This window comes from Sagittula stellata E-37, assembly GCF_039724765.1.
GTDB lineage: Bacteria > Pseudomonadota > Alphaproteobacteria > Rhodobacterales > Rhodobacteraceae > Sagittula > Sagittula stellata.
The window spans coordinates 3,664,465-3,678,192 of sequence record NZ_CP155729.1 but is presented as its reverse complement, the minus strand read 5'-3'; the positions used below and the strand labels follow the sequence as shown (position 1 = coordinate 3,678,192).

Sequence of the window (13,728 nt, the reverse complement as noted above, 5' to 3'; positions counted from 1 at the left end):
AACTGCGGGTCGGATGAAGAAACCGTCCCGCGACGACAAGGGAGACCGAAATGAAATTCACCAAGACTCTGATGGCGACGACGGCACTCACCGTGGCGGCCACCGGTGCCTTCGCGGAGAGCCATGGCAACATGGCGTCCGACATGACCCTCGTAAGCTGGGGCGGTGCATACCAGAACAGCCAGCAGAAGGCCTATGTCGAACCGTATCTCGAAATGCACCCGGACGTATCCGTGTCGTGGGACGAATCCTCGGCCGAGGCCGTGGCCAAGCTGCGTGCCATGAACGAAGCGGGCAACGTGACCTGGGATCTCGTGGACGTTGTGGCCTCTGACGCCATCCGTCTCTGTGACGAAGGTCTGGCCATGGAAGTCGACCACGACGAGATCCTCGCGGAAGCGCCCGACGGCACGTCCGCTTCGGACGACTTCGGCGATCTGATCGTCTCCGACTGCTACATTCCGCAGATCGTGTATTCGACCACCGTCGGCTACCGCACGGACCTCGTGCCGGACGGCACCGAGCCGCCGTCCGACATCTGCGCCGTCTTCGACCTGGAAACCTACCCGGGCAAGCGCGCGCTGGAAAAGCGTCCGATCAACAACATGGAGTGGGCGCTGCTCTGTGACGGTGTGGCCAAGGACGAAGTCTACGACGTGCTCGAGACCGAAGCCGGTCAGGACCAGGCGCTGGCCAAGCTGGACACCATCAAGGACCAGGTCGTCTGGTGGAACGCGGGCGCCGACACGCCGCAGCTTCTGGCCGACGGCGAAGTGTTCATGGGATCGACCTACAACGGTCGTCTGTACTCCGCCATCGTCGAGCAGGATCAGCCGATCGGCATGCTGTGGGACGCGCAGGTGTTCGACCTTGACGGCTGGATCATCCCCGAAGGTCTGCCCGAAGACCGTCTGGCGCGCGTGAAGGACTTCGTGAAGTTCGCCACCGACACCCAGCGTCTTGCAGACCAGGCGAAGTACATCTCTTACGGTCCGGCACGTTCGTCCTCGGCACCGCTGGTTCCCGAAGACATGAAGATGCACATGCCGACCGACCCGGCGAACGCGGGCAACACCTTCCTCTACAACTACGAGTTCTGGGCTGACTACCGCGACGACATCGACGCGAAGTTCCAGGCCTGGCTCGCTCAGTAAGGAACCGGGCAGGGCGGCGGCGCAAAGCCCCGCCCTACCTACCGACATCGTCCGTGGCGGGGCATCCGCGCCGCCACGGGCCACAAAACAAGACGACAGTCTGAACGCACGACAGGGGGACGGGGCACCATGCCCAAGGGCTACATCATAGGCCACATCACGGTTAAGCACCCTGAGGCCTACCGCGAATACGTCGAACGCGACACGCCGATCCTGAAACGCTTGGGGGGCACGTTCATCGTCCGTGGGGGACAATCCCAGGTCGTCGAGGGCACGGCCCACGACCGCCACGTCGTCATCGAATTTCCCAGCTACGCGGCCGCGCTGGCGGCCTACAACGATCCGGAGTACCAGGAGGTCGCCCAGATCCGCCACAACACGGCGGACAGCGTGATACTCGTGGTCGAGGGGGCAGAATGACCGACGCGACCACCGATCCAGACAAGATCGAAGGACCGACACCCGACAACGCCCTGCGGGCCGCGGACAAGGCTCAGTCAGGGCCGATGCTCGCGGCGGATGGCACGCCGCTGAAAAGGAGCCTTGCGCGGGCGCTGCGAAGGCAGAAGATGCGGGCTTTGCTGCTTATTGCGCCGCTGCTGATCTTCGTGCTGGTGACCTTCATCGCACCGATTGTCGATATGCTGTTCCGCTCTGTCGAGAACCAGATCGTCTCCGAGACCCTGCCAAAGACGGTGGTTGCGCTTGAAAGCTGGGACGATGAGTCTGGAGAGTTGCCCGGCGAAACGGTGTTCAACGCCGCCTACGAAGACATCTTCCTGGCCGCTGAACGGAAGCTTCATACACGCCTCGGCACCCGTCTGAACTACGAACTGACCGGCGTTTCCTCGCTGTTCCGCAAATCTGGCCGCGGTCTCGATGACATCGGCGAAGTGTATCAGGATCAGTTCGAGGACCTCGACGAGAACTGGGACGAGGCGCTGCCGTGGGCTCAGCTCATGGGCGATCCTGAGTGGATTGCCGCCCAGGAGGAGTGGGACAACGCCTCCGAGGATGATCGCGGACGGATGCCGAAATTCGAACTGCGCGACGACATCGTGCAAAGGCTGCCCAACGCCTCCATCGCCTATCGCGACTTCGCCCGCTTCCAGCAGACCGAGGAAGAGAAAAGCCCGCTGGAGGAAGAACCCTGGTCGCTGGTGCACACGATGCTCTATCGCGACCTCGCGGCGGGTGACATGTCCGACTACACCGGCCCGCAGGCCGAGATGCTGAAGGCCGCAGATGCGCTTGTCGACAGCCCGGATTTCGAGACCGTCGACGTCCGCACCGTTTTTGAGGACATCGACAAGGACTGGATGGACATCGACGTCTGGAAGACGATCAAGATGTATTCGCCGAATTACACCAACGGCTACTTCCTCAACTCCATCGACATGCAGAAGACGCCAGAGGGGCCGGCGCTGCGGGATGAGGACGAGCGGATCTACGGGCTGCTGTTCAAGCGCACGATGTTCATGTCGATGGTCATCACTTTCAGCTGCATTGCTCTGGCCTATCCCGTGGCCTACCTGCTGTCCAACCTGCCGGCACGCACCGCGAACCTCCTGATGATCCTGGTGCTGTTGCCCTTCTGGACGTCGCTTCTGGTCCGGACGTCCGCCTGGAAGGTGATGTTGCAGCAACAGGGGGTCATCAACGACGTGCTTGTCTGGATCGGCCTCGTGGCGGACGACAACCGGCTGGTGATGATCAACAACCAGCTCGGCACGATCATCGCCATGACACACATCCTGCTGCCGTTCATGATCCTGCCGATGTATTCGGTGATGGCGACCATCCCGCCGACCTACGTCCGCGCGGCGAAGTCGCTGGGGGCCACCAACTGGACGACCTTCTGGCGGGTCTACTTCCCGCAGTCGGTGCCCGGCATCGGCGCGGGCTCGATCCTTGTGTTCATTCTTGCCATCGGGTACTACATCACGCCCGAGATCGTCGGTGGCACGACGGGTACGTTCATCTCGAACCGGATCGCCTACCACATCTCCTCGTCGCTCAACTGGGGTCTCGCGGCCGCGCTGGGGACGATCCTGCTGGCGGTGGTGCTGATCCTATACTGGGCCTACGACAAGATCGTCGGCATCGACAACGTGAAGCTGGGGGGCTGATCCATGGCTGTTGAAACGCAAGCGATCAAGAAACCCATCAGCTTCATCGCCCCTGTCATGGGCGGCTTCGGGGCCTTCGCCGGGGTGTTCATCGGCGCTGCCAACGGGTCTGTCCTTCTGGGCATCGTCCTGGGGTTCGTGGTGCTTGCCGCGATCACCTATGTCGCGATGGAAGTCCTGGACCCGAAGATGGAAACCTCGGTCAAGTGGGGGCTCGTGGCCCTTCTTGCCGTGGCCGGTTTCCTCTTGGCCGGCCTGCCTGGCGCCGTCATGGGCGCCATCTTCGGCTACGTCTTCGGCATCCTGATCTACTGGATCGGCATGGGCCGCTACCGCGTTCCGCTGCCGCCGTATCTCACCTCTGGACAGGTCCTGTGGCACTACAGTTTCCGCACAATCTGCGGCGCGATCTTCGTGTTCCTGATCACGCCGATCCTCGTGGTGATGCCGCTGTCGTTCAACGCGGAGAACTTCTTTACCTTCACGCCAGAGATGCTGCGCTTCGACCCTGCGGGCTACTCGTTGAAGCACTACCGTGATTTCTTTACCTCGTCGGAATGGCAGCAGGCGCTGCGCAACTCCCTGATCATCGCGCCTTTCGCAACGTTCCTGTCGGTCAGCTTCGGGACGCTTGCGGCGATCGGCCTCTCGTCCGAGCATGTGCCGTTCCGCCGGGCGATCATGGCGATCCTGATCTCTCCGATGATCGTGCCGCTCATCATCTCGGCCGCGGGCATGTACTTTTTCTACTCGCGCATCGGTCTGCAGGGCACGCTGTTCGGGGTGGTTCTGGCCCACGCGGCGCTTGGCATTCCCTTTGTCATCATCACTGTGACCGCCACGCTCGTGGGCTTTGACCGGTCGCTGACGCGGGCCGCGGCGAACATGGGCGCCAACCCGGTGACGACGTTCTTCCGGGTCCAGATGCCGCTGATCCTGCCGGGCGTGATCTCCGGTGGTCTCTTCGCCTTCATCACCTCTTTCGACGAAGTGGTGGTCGTTCTTTTCGTCGGTTCGGCCAAGCAGCAGACCCTGCCGTGGCAGATGTTCACCGGCCTCCGGGAGCAGATTTCGCCGACAATCCTTGCAGTGGCGACAATCCTCGTGGCGATCTCGATCATGCTCCTGACAACTGTCGAGATTCTGCGACGCCGGTCGGAACGGATGCGGGGCATGAGCCCGGGCTGATCGTTCGAATTGTCGGGGTCCGGTTAACCGGAAACTGGGTTAACCCCTCAATTTTACGAAGAGAATTGACGGCGGGCGCTGCGATGTGCCTGCCGTTTTCACGTTCTGACAACATATCTTGCGGATGCTGGCCGGCGAACCCAACAAGGATCCGGTCATGAGCCAGCACGACAGACAACTTGCCCCCCAGACCAGGACCTTGTCCGGTGCCGAAGTGGCATTCGATCCCGGCGAGCTCTTTTATTCCCGCACGGACGACCGCGGCGTTATCGTCGAGGGCAACCAGGTCTTCCGCCGGATTTCCGGGTTCGGCTGGACCGAACTGAAAGGCGCGCCGCACAAACTGGTCCGCCACCCCGATATGCCCAAGGGTGTTTTCCACCTGTTCTGGAACCGTCTGAAGTCCGGCAAGAAGATGGTGGCCTATGTCAAGAACCGCACGAAGGACGGACGCCATTACTGGGTCACGGCCCTCACCTGGAAGATCCCCGAGGGCTACCTATCGGTCAGGATGAAACCGACGACAGAACTCAGGGCAGAGATCGAGGCGATCTACAAGGACCTCCTGGACGCGGAGCAAAACGAGGGCGTAACTCCGGAACAAAGCGCTGAGCGTCTCCTGGCGAAAATCGCCGACATGGGTTTTCTCGACTACGAAGCCTTCATGGCGCACGCCTTGCGCACGGAGATGGAGAACACCTCGAAACTGGTTCACATGCCACTGACACCGATGCAGCTGCGCTTCTTCGCGATGTTCGACACGATCAGCGAACTCGGGGCAGAGGTCGAAGGTCTCGTGGATGTCATCAGCGCCATCCGAACCGTGCCGATGAACATGCGCATCCTCGCCTCGCGTCTGGAAAGTTCGGGCGGTCCGATCAGCGCGATCTCGGTCAACTACAGCCAGATGCTCGAGGAAATGTCGACTTGGATCAAGCAGTTCGCCGAAGGACCGGATTGTACCTTTGCCCGCATCAAGTCCGCGATCCAGCAGGGACAATTTCTCGTCTGTGCGTCGTCGATGCAGTCCTCCATGTCGCTTTGTTTCGCAAATGACCTGGCGGGCATAAAAGACGCCACGCTCTTGGCCGAGGACAAGGAAACTCTTGAGCGCGAGGCGCTTCGTTTCCAGGACGAGGCGCAGGACTCCCTGAAGCTGATCGAATCCGAAGTGCGCCGTCTCAGCCGCAGCGTTCTCGACATGAAGCGCTATGTGACCGGCCTCAGTTCCACGCGGATGATGTGCAAGATCGAGAGCGCCTCGCTGGGGGACTCGGACACGGCCCTGAACGGCATCGTCGAACAACTCGACGAGCGGCAGGACGAGATCGAGCGCCGCCTCGCGAAGGTGGTGGAACTGAACTCGAACATTCAGGGTCACAGTGCAATGCTGAGAAGCATGTCCTGAACTGCGCGGGGCAGGGAAGGCATTCATGATTTCTCAAGGCATCCGGCACAGAGTGAGCCGGGTCGTTTTCAGGGGCCGGACGAATGACAGACCAAACTACGCGATTTATCGCCGACAGCAGCTACGCGGGATCGGAGGCACAGTTCCATCTTTCGGAGCTGTTCTACTCCCGCACCGATCAGCGGGGTGTCATCCAGGCCGGAAACACCGTGTTCCAGCGGGTCGCAGGATATGACTGGGACGAACTCATCGGCGCCCCGCACAAGCTCGTTCGTCATCCTGACATGCCGAAAGGTGTTTTCGAACTGATCTGGCGCCGCCTGGCTCAGGGCAAACCTACTGGCGGATACGTCAAGAACCGGTGCAAGAATGGCCGGTACTACTGGGTGTTCGCGCTTATCGCCCCGATCGAAGGCGGCTATGTGTCGACCCGGCTGAAGCCCGCCTCGCCACTGCGGGGCACCGTTGAACAGATCTACAAGGCCCTTCTGGCCCGGGAACGGGAAGAAGGGTTGAAACCCTCCGCCAGTGCCGACGCCTTGCTGGAGACCCTGAAAAAGGCCGGCTATTCGAGCTATGACGCTTTCCAGAGCCACGCCATGGCGACGGAGGCTGAAACCCGTGCTCAGCAGATGGGCCGCCAACTGGACCCGCTCCAGCGGCGCTTCCTCGACATGTCGCGCGCAATCACGCAGGTGCATGTCGAAACGACGGAGATGACCGAAGCGTTCAAAGCGATCCGTACCGTACCGATGAACATGCGGATCATCGCCTCTCGCCTGGAAAATGCCGGCGGCCCTATAAGTGCGATCTCGGTCAACTACAGCCAGATGCTCGAAGAGATGTCGACCTGGGTGGATACCTTTGTCGACGGCGATGCCTGCGTTTTTGCCCGCATCCGCGACGCGATCTTCAAAGGCCAGTTTCTGGGATTCGCCACGCAGGTCGAGCGTGAGATGATCGGCATCTTCGAAGAGGAGCGGGAAAAGCACCGCGACGCTTATCCAAGCAACGTGTCGACCGAAACGGAGGCGGCCCGATGCGACGAGGTGCGCAACAGTTTCCTCGAAGCCACCGCCGAATCGCTCGGCGATGTAGAAGCGGAAGCAAAGCGCTTCGCCCGTAGCGTGCTGGACATGAAGCGTTACGTGACCGGCCTCAGCTCCACGCGGATGATGTGCAAGATCGAGAGCGCGGCGCTGAACAATTCCGGTACGGCCCTGTCCGGGATCGTCGAACAGTTGGATGCCTGTCAGGACGAAATCGAACGCAGGCTGGCTCGTGTCGTGGAACTCAATTCGGTCATCCAGGGAAACACGGCGATGTTGCGGTCCCTGATCTGAGCCGAAGCAAAGTTTGTCGTCGCGTGACGGCGGCGCCCCGATGAACAGAACGTAGGGCGGAGTTGTACTCCGCCCCCGTCAATTCAGCTGCGGACCAGCTTTTCGTAGTCCTGCGAGATCTCTTGCGTCATGGCGCCGACCTCGAAACTGTAATCGCCGATCTGGCCCACGGGGGTCACTTCAGCGGCGGTCCCGGTCAGCCAACACTGCTCGAAACCTTCCATCTCCTCGGGCATGATGTGCCGCTCGTGGACCTTGATCTGCTTTTCTTCCAGCATGCCGATCACTGTCTGGCGGGTCAGGCCGTTGAGGAAACAGTCGGGCTTCGGGGTGTGCACCTCGCCGTCCTTGACGAAAAAGATGTTGGCACCGGTCGCTTCGGCCACGTAGCCGCGGTAGTCCATGAACAGCGCGTCGGAGCAGCCTTTGGCCTCCGCAGCATGCTTGGACGTGGTGCAGATCATGTAGAGACCGGCGGCCTTGGCATGAACCGGGATCGTCTCGGGCGAGGGGCGTTTCCATTTCGAGATGTCGAGCTTCGCGCCCTTCATCTTCGCGTCGCCATAGTAGTTGCCCCAGCCCCATGCGGCGATAGCCAGGCGCACGGGGTTGCGGGCCGACGAAACACCCATGTCAGGACCGGCGCCGCGCCAAGCCACCGCGCGCACGTAGGCGTCGGTAAATCCGTTGGCTTTCAGCACCTCGGTCTTGGCGGCTTCGATCTCGTCGACGGAAAAGGGAATTTCGAAGTCGAGGCAGGAGGCCGAAAAATGCAGGCGTTCCGAATGCTTGCGCGACAGGAAGATCTTGCCACCATAGGCCCTTTCTCCTTCGAACACGGAGGAGGCATAGTGCAGTCCATGGGTCAGGACGTGCACCTGCGCCGAACGCCAGTCAACAAGCTTGCCGTCCAGCCAGATCTTGCCATCGCGGTCATCATAGGCACTCTCGGCCATCGCGTCTCTCCTCTTTGTTGCGGCGCTTTTCCGATTATTGCGTGGAATCGGTTCGCGCCGGATATAAAGTTGCGCCAAACTGGCAACTCGCTACCAATTCGATCTTGGAATGTCAACAAGGCTGACTTAAAATGGCGGTCTCAACAGGAGGCATCCGATGTCAGACGGGCGGACAGCGCAGGGCGAGACGCTGCTGTTTCTTACAGACGAGCAGTTGCGGCAGGGCGCGGAAGCGATGTTCTTCGCGTACCGCGGGTTCACGGCGGACCCGGACCGTATCCTGGCTGGGCTGAGCTACGGGCGCGCGCATCATCGGGCGCTCCACTTCATACACGGCGCACCGGGCACCACGGTGAACAACCTTCTGAACATCCTCGGCGTGACCAAGCAATCGCTGAACCGCGTGCTTCGTACGCTGGTCGAAGACGGTCTCGTGGAAAGCCGGGTCGGACGGACGGACAAGCGCGAGCGGCACCTCTACCTTACCGAAGAAGGCAGTCGGCTGGAGCGTGAACTGTCCGACGTGCAGCGTGCCCGGATGCGCTCAGCCTTTCGCGATGCTGGACCTGAGGCGGTCGCCGGGTTTCGCCGGGTGCTCGAAGCGATGATGGACCCGGAGATGCGGCTCCAGTATCAAAAGCTCAGGGAGGGTCGCGGATGAGTGAGAACGACGCCCATCTGCTGATCGTGGACGACGATGAGCGGATACGGGGGCTGCTGCAGAAGTTCCTTGTTCGGAACGGTTTTCTGGTAAGTGCCGCGCGCGATGCGGCCCATGCGCGGCGGTTGTTGCTGGGTCTGGATTTCGACATGATCGTGCTGGACGTGATGATGCCGGGCGAGGATGGCGTCAGCCTGACGCGCGGCATTCGCGAGACCTCGACGGTGCCGATCCTGCTGTTGACGGCCCGTTCAGAGACGGAGGATCGGATTGCCGGGCTAGAAGCCGGGGCGGACGACTACCTTGCCAAGCCGTTCGAGCCGAAGGAGCTGCTGCTCAGGATCAACGCGATCCTGCGGCGCATGCCGGAACCCGCCGCTCAGGAAACCGCTCCGAAGCTCATGACGCTTGGCGCGGTCCGCTACGACATCGAGCGCGGTGAAATGTGGCGTGGCGAAGAGATCGTGCGCCTGACCGCGACCGAAGCGCAGCTCATGCGTATCTTTTCCGCCAAGCCGGGTGAGGCGCTGAGCCGCACAAGGCTTGTCGAGGAACTGGGCCGTGACAAGGGGCAGGCACAAGAGCGCGCGGTGGACGTGCAGATCACCCGTTTGCGGCGCAAGCTGGAAAGCGATCCGAAGCAGCCGCGCTATCTGCAGACGGTGCGCGGCGCCGGATACATGCTTGCACCTGACTAACGCACGGCTACGCTTCTCAGGTGAATTCGAGGGAGAGCGTCATGACGACCGCACTGATAACCCATGCCGATTGCCTTGAGCATGTGACACCGGATGGCCATCCGGAACGCGTGGCCCGGCTGGAACATGTCCTGCACGCGTTGCAGGCGCTCGACCTGCACCGCGTTACGGCGCGCGAAGCTACGGACGAGGAACTCCGCCGGGTGCATCCACAACGCTACATAGACCGGATCGTCGCGGCCGAACCCGGGCAGGGTATTGCCCAGCTGGATGCCGACACGTGGATGTCGAGGGGGTCCGTCCGGGCCGCACGGCTTGCGGCGGGGGCCGGGATCCAGGCTGTCGACATGGTCATGGGAGGCGAGGCGCAGAACGTCTTCTGCGCAACCCGCCCGCCGGGCCACCACGCGGAGACGGAAACGCCCATGGGCTTCTGTCTGTTCGGCACGGCGGCGCTTGCGGCGAAACATGCTCTGGATGTGCACGGGCTGGAACGGGTTGCGGTGGTCGATTTCGACGTGCACCACGGCAACGGCACGCAGGACCTGTTGTGGAACGAGGCGCGCAGCCTGTTCATCACCTCGCAGCAGATGCCGCTCTGGCCCGGTACGGGACGCCCCGAAGAACGCGGCGCGCACGACAACGTCATGAACCTGCCGTTGCCGCCCGAAAGCGGCGGCGCGGAAATGCGCGCCCGGTACGAGAACGATGCCTTTCCACGCCTTCGGGACTTTGCGCCGGAGTTGCTGATCATCTCGGCCGGGTTCGACGCGCACCAGGACGACCCGCTCGCCAACCTCAACTGGACCGTGGACGACTTCCGCTGGGTGACGCGTGCGCTGTGCGACATCGCGGCAGAGACGGCCGGCGGGCGCGTGGTCTCGACTTTGGAAGGCGGGTATGATCTTGCGGGCCTGAGTGCGTCGGCGAAGGCGCATGTCGAAGTCCTGATGGAGGCGGGTTCATGAGCGACCAACCTGTGAACGAGATGAGCTTTGAGCAGGCCATGGCAGAGCTGGAGCGTGTCGTGGGCGCACTGGAGCGTGGCGACGTGGCTTTGGAAGACTCGATCAAGCTGTATGAACGCGGCGCGGAATTGCGCAAGCGCTGCGACCAGAAGCTGAAGGAAGCCGAGGAAAAGGTCGCGGCGATCACGCTCGACGGCGACGGCAATCCCGTGGGGACGAAGCCGGTCGAGGGTCTCTGATGACGGACGCCGCCGGACAGGAGCGGACAGGGGACATTGCGCCGCTCGGGTTCGAGGCGGCGCTTGCCCGCGCCGCAGAGCTGGCGAACGGCCAGATTTCCTACGCCTTGTCGGGTGTGCCCGGGCCGGTGGCCGCGGCGATGCGCTATGCGGTCGAGGGCGGCAAGGCTCTGCGGGCCTTCATGGTGATCGAGGGCGCGCGACTGTTCGACATCGACCGGCAGCACGCGGCGCCTGCGGCGGGGGCCATCGAGGCATTGCACGCCTACAGTCTGGTTCACGACGATCTGCCGTGCATGGACGATGACGATATGCGGCGCGGAAAGCCGACCGTGCACCGCAAGTGGGACGAAACCACGGCGGTACTGGCCGGCGATGCGCTGCAGGCCCTGGCCTTCCAGTTGGTGACGCACACGGCCTGTCCTGCGGACCGCCGCCTGGAACTTGTCGCGGGGCTTGCTACGGCGGCGGGGTTGCGGGGCATGGTCGGCGGTCAAGCGCGCGATATCGCCGCCGAGAGCGCACAGACCCCGCTGACGCTGGAAGAGATCACCGCCCTTCAGGCCGGCAAGACCGGCGCGCTGATCTCATGGTCCTGCGGGGCGGGCGCCGTGATGGCGGGGCAAAGCACCGGCCCCCTGCGACGCTACGGTGACTGCCTTGGCCTCGCGTTCCAGATCTGGGACGACGTGCTGGACGTGGAAGGCGATGCCGCCACGGTCGGCAAGGCAGTGGGCAAGGACGCCGATCGCGGAAAGGCGACCTTCGTCAGCCTGCTCGGGATGGAGGGCGCGAAGGCGCGGGCTCAGGAACTCGTGCACGAAGCCTGCACTTCCCTCGACCTATACGGAGACGCGGCAGACGCCTTGCGGGACGCCGCCCGCTTCGTTATCTCGCGGCGGAACTGACGCACGCCGTCCTTTGCCCGGGCCTTGACGCCCAAGTGCCCTACATGGACGTTGAGCCAAGAGAGGACCCAGTCCGCACCATGCCCGATACCACGTCCGACACCCGTCCGAACCGCCCCGAGACGCCCTTGCTCGACCGGGTTCATAACCCTGCCGACCTCAAGCAGTTCTCCGACGCGGAGTTGAAGCGCGTGGCGCAGGAGTTGCGGGAAGAGACGATCTCTACCGTGTCGGAAACCGGCGGTCACCTCGGCGCCGGTCTGGGTGTGATCGAGCTGACCGTGGCGCTGCATTCGGTCTTTGACGCACCGCGCGACAAGATCATCTGGGATGTGTCGCACCAGTGTTACCCGCACAAGATCCTGACCGGGCGGCGCGACCGCATCCGGACCCTTCGGCAGAAGGACGGTCTGTCGGGGTTCACCAAGCGTTCGGAGTCGCCCTACGATCCGTTCGGGGCGGCGCATTCGTCCACTTCGATTTCCGCCGCGCTGGGATTTGCCGTCGCGCGTGATCTGGGGGGGGCGTGCGACACCGGTCACGGTGACGCCATTGCGGTGATTGGGGACGGTGCAATGAGCGCCGGTATGGCCTTTGAGGCGCTGAACAACGCCGGCCACCTGAAGAAACGCTTGATCGTCATCCTGAACGACAACGAGATGAGCATAGCGCCGCCGACCGGCGCGTTGTCCTCCTACCTGACCCGGCTGTATGCCGAGGCGCCGTTTCACGACCTGAAGGCCGCCGCGAAAGGCGCGGTATCGCTGCTGCCGGAACCGTTCCGCGAAGGCGCCAAACGCGCCAAGGAAATGCTGAAAGGGATGGCGGTCGGGGGCACACTGTTCGAGGAACTGGGGTTTTCCTACCTCGGCCCGATTGACGGGCACGATCTTGACCAGTTGCTGCCCGTGCTGCGCACGGTGAAGGCGCGGGCGACGGGGCCGATCCTGATCCACGCGCTGACCCGCAAGGGCAAGGGCTACAGCCACGCGGAGCATGCCGCCGACAAAGGCCATGCCCGGGCGAAGTTCGACGTTGTCACGGGGGAGCAGAAGAAGTCGCCGTCGAACGCGCCGTCCTACACCAAGGTATTCGCCGAGGCGCTCATGCAGGAGGCGGCGGAAGACAGTCGTATCTGCGCGGTGACAGCCGCGATGCCGGATGGCACCGGGTTGGATCTGTTTGCGGAGCGTTATCCGTCGCGGTGCTTCGACGTGGGTATCGCCGAGCAGCACGGCGTGACGTTTAGCGCGGGTCTTGCCGCAGGGGGCATGCGCCCGTTCTGCGCGATGTACTCCACCTTCCTGCAACGCGGCTACGACCAGGTCGTGCACGACGTGGCCATCCAGCGGCTGCCTGTGCGCTTTGCCATCGACCGGGCGGGCCTCGTCGGTGCGGACGGTGCGACGCATGCCGGGTCCTACGACGTCGCCTACCTGTCGAACCTGCCCGGGTTCGTGGTCATGGCCGCCGCCGACGAAGCCGAACTGAAGCACATGGTCGCCACCGCAGCCGCGCATGACGAAGGCCCCATCGCCTTCCGTTATCCGCGTGGCGAGGGCGAAGGCGTCGAGATGCCGGTGCGTGGCGTGCCGTTACAGATCGGTGTGGGCCGGGTGATGCGCGAAGGCACGCGGGTCGCCATCCTGTCCTTCGGGACGCGCCTTGGCGAGAGCATCAAAGCGGCAGAGGCGCTGGAGGCCCGAGGCGTGTCGGTTACCGTGGCGGATGCACGTTTCGCCAAGCCGCTCGACCGTGATCTGGTGCTGCGGCTCGCGCGCGAACACGAGGCTCTGATCACCGTCGAAGAAGGGGCGGTGGGTGGCTTCGGGTCACATGTGGCGCAGCTTCTGGCCGAGGAAGGTGTCTTTGATCGCGGCCTGAAGTACCGCAGCATGGTTCTGCCCGACATCTTCATCGACCAGGCAAGCCCGCGCGACATGTACGCTGTGGCGCAACTGAACGCAGAGGACATCGAGGCGAAGGTGCTGTCCGCGCTGGGGGTCGAACGGCTGGACAAGCGGGCCTGAAGGCTGGGCGGCGCACAGCCCCGCCCTACATCGCATCACGCCAAAT

The 13,728-nt window shown here is 63.0% G+C and carries 13 protein-coding genes; 12 read left to right on the top strand and 1 reads right to left on the bottom strand.

All coding sequences use genetic code 11. From position 1 onward, the window contains the following. The first annotated feature begins 50 nt into the window (after positions 1 to 50). The 6 genes from ABFK29_RS17540 (at position 51) to ABFK29_RS17515 (ending at position 7,222) form a co-directional block, all read left to right on the top strand. Positions 51 to 1,154: an extracellular solute-binding protein gene (locus ABFK29_RS17540; RefSeq protein WP_005859042.1), complete on the top strand. Its 1,104-nt coding sequence runs from the start codon at positions 51 to 53 to the stop codon at positions 1,152 to 1,154. 129 nt (positions 1,155 to 1,283) lie between these two features. Continuing rightward, positions 1,284 to 1,574 carry a DUF1330 domain-containing protein gene (locus ABFK29_RS17535; protein ID WP_005859040.1) on the top strand — a complete coding sequence of 97 codons (291 nt, stop codon included), beginning with the start codon at positions 1,284 to 1,286 and terminating at the stop codon, positions 1,572 to 1,574. Beyond that, the gene (locus tag ABFK29_RS17530; protein ID WP_005859038.1) at positions 1,571 to 3,283 is read left to right on the top strand and encodes an ABC transporter permease; all 1,713 of its coding nucleotides are present in this window, start codon (positions 1,571 to 1,573) and stop codon (positions 3,281 to 3,283) included. The genes ABFK29_RS17535 and ABFK29_RS17530 overlap by 4 nt, the downstream gene beginning before the upstream one ends. A 3-nt stretch (positions 3,284 to 3,286) precedes the next feature. After that, positions 3,287 to 4,471, top strand: a complete 1,185-nt coding sequence (locus ABFK29_RS17525; RefSeq protein ID WP_005859035.1) for an ABC transporter permease — start codon at positions 3,287 to 3,289, stop codon at positions 4,469 to 4,471. Positions 4,472 to 4,628: 157 nt separating this feature from the next. Beyond that, positions 4,629 to 5,879, top strand: coding sequence for a PAS domain-containing protein (locus ABFK29_RS17520; protein WP_040604564.1), 1,251 nt, complete (start codon positions 4,629 to 4,631; stop codon positions 5,877 to 5,879). Between the two features lie 83 nt (positions 5,880 to 5,962). Then, on the top strand, positions 5,963 to 7,222 hold the full coding sequence (locus tag ABFK29_RS17515; RefSeq protein WP_005859031.1) for a PAS domain-containing protein: 1,260 nt from the start codon (positions 5,963 to 5,965) through the stop codon (positions 7,220 to 7,222). Between the two features lie 83 nt (positions 7,223 to 7,305). On the opposite strand, the gene ABFK29_RS17510 is transcribed toward ABFK29_RS17515, so the two are convergent. Next, positions 7,306 to 8,178 carry a branched-chain amino acid aminotransferase gene (locus ABFK29_RS17510; protein WP_005859028.1) on the bottom strand — a complete coding sequence of 291 codons (873 nt, stop codon included), beginning with the start codon at positions 8,176 to 8,178 and terminating at the stop codon, positions 7,306 to 7,308. Positions 8,179 to 8,335: 157 nt separating this feature from the next. On the opposite strand from ABFK29_RS17510, the gene ABFK29_RS17505 reads away from it, so the two are divergent. From ABFK29_RS17505 to dxs, 6 genes are all read left to right on the top strand, one after another. Beyond that, positions 8,336 to 8,839 carry a MarR family winged helix-turn-helix transcriptional regulator gene (locus ABFK29_RS17505; protein WP_005859026.1) on the top strand — a complete coding sequence of 168 codons (504 nt, stop codon included), beginning with the start codon at positions 8,336 to 8,338 and terminating at the stop codon, positions 8,837 to 8,839. Beyond that, positions 8,836 to 9,537, top strand: a complete 702-nt coding sequence (locus ABFK29_RS17500; protein ID WP_005859025.1) for a response regulator — start codon at positions 8,836 to 8,838, stop codon at positions 9,535 to 9,537. Before ABFK29_RS17505 ends, ABFK29_RS17500 begins: the two co-directional genes overlap by 4 nt. A gap of 41 nt (positions 9,538 to 9,578) precedes the next feature. Next, on the top strand, positions 9,579 to 10,505 hold the full coding sequence (locus tag ABFK29_RS17495; RefSeq protein WP_005859024.1) for a histone deacetylase family protein: 927 nt from the start codon (positions 9,579 to 9,581) through the stop codon (positions 10,503 to 10,505). Then, entirely contained in the window at positions 10,502 to 10,744 is a 243-nt protein-coding gene (locus ABFK29_RS17490) for an exodeoxyribonuclease VII small subunit (protein ID WP_005859023.1), read from the top strand. The genes ABFK29_RS17495 and ABFK29_RS17490 overlap by 4 nt, the downstream gene beginning before the upstream one ends. Then, positions 10,744 to 11,652, top strand: coding sequence for a polyprenyl synthetase family protein (locus ABFK29_RS17485; protein WP_005859022.1), 909 nt, complete (start codon positions 10,744 to 10,746; stop codon positions 11,650 to 11,652). The genes ABFK29_RS17490 and ABFK29_RS17485 overlap by 1 nt, the downstream gene beginning before the upstream one ends. An 80-nt stretch (positions 11,653 to 11,732) precedes the next feature. After that, the gene (gene dxs / locus ABFK29_RS17480) at positions 11,733 to 13,682 is read left to right on the top strand and encodes a 1-deoxy-D-xylulose-5-phosphate synthase (protein ID WP_005859020.1); all 1,950 of its coding nucleotides are present in this window, start codon (positions 11,733 to 11,735) and stop codon (positions 13,680 to 13,682) included. The last annotated feature ends 46 nt before the right edge of the window (positions 13,683 to 13,728 follow it).